Annotated in this window: 1 protein-coding gene; it reads left to right on the top strand. The window is 72.3% G+C overall.

The features are described 5' to 3' along the window. On the top strand, positions 1-260 hold a 260-nt coding region (locus OO52_RS45835; protein WP_030659568.1), incomplete at both ends, for an alpha/beta fold hydrolase.

Raw genomic sequence — 260 nt, 5'->3', positions numbered from 1 at the left:
CGGGCCAGCCGGGCCTGCTGACCGAGAAGTCCGCGCTCGCCACCGTGACGATGGAGGACAGCGCCGAGGCCGTGCTGGACACGCTGCGCCAAGCCCGCCGCCATCGTCGCGTCGTGCTCGTCGCGCACAGCGCGGGCGGCGGCCCGGCGTCACTGGCTGTCGAGCGCGCACCCGAACTCGTCAACGAGATCGTCTACCTCTCGGCCTTCGTGCCCGCCGGACGGCCCCGGTTCTTCGACTATCTCGGCTCGCCCGAGAAC

The sequence above is a fragment of the Streptomyces flaveolus genome (assembly GCF_000716535.1).
GTDB lineage: Bacteria > Actinomycetota > Actinomycetes > Streptomycetales > Streptomycetaceae > Streptomyces > Streptomyces flaveolus_A.
The sequence above is the reverse complement of the archived record's forward strand: the minus strand, read 5'-3'. Positions and strand labels throughout refer to the sequence as shown.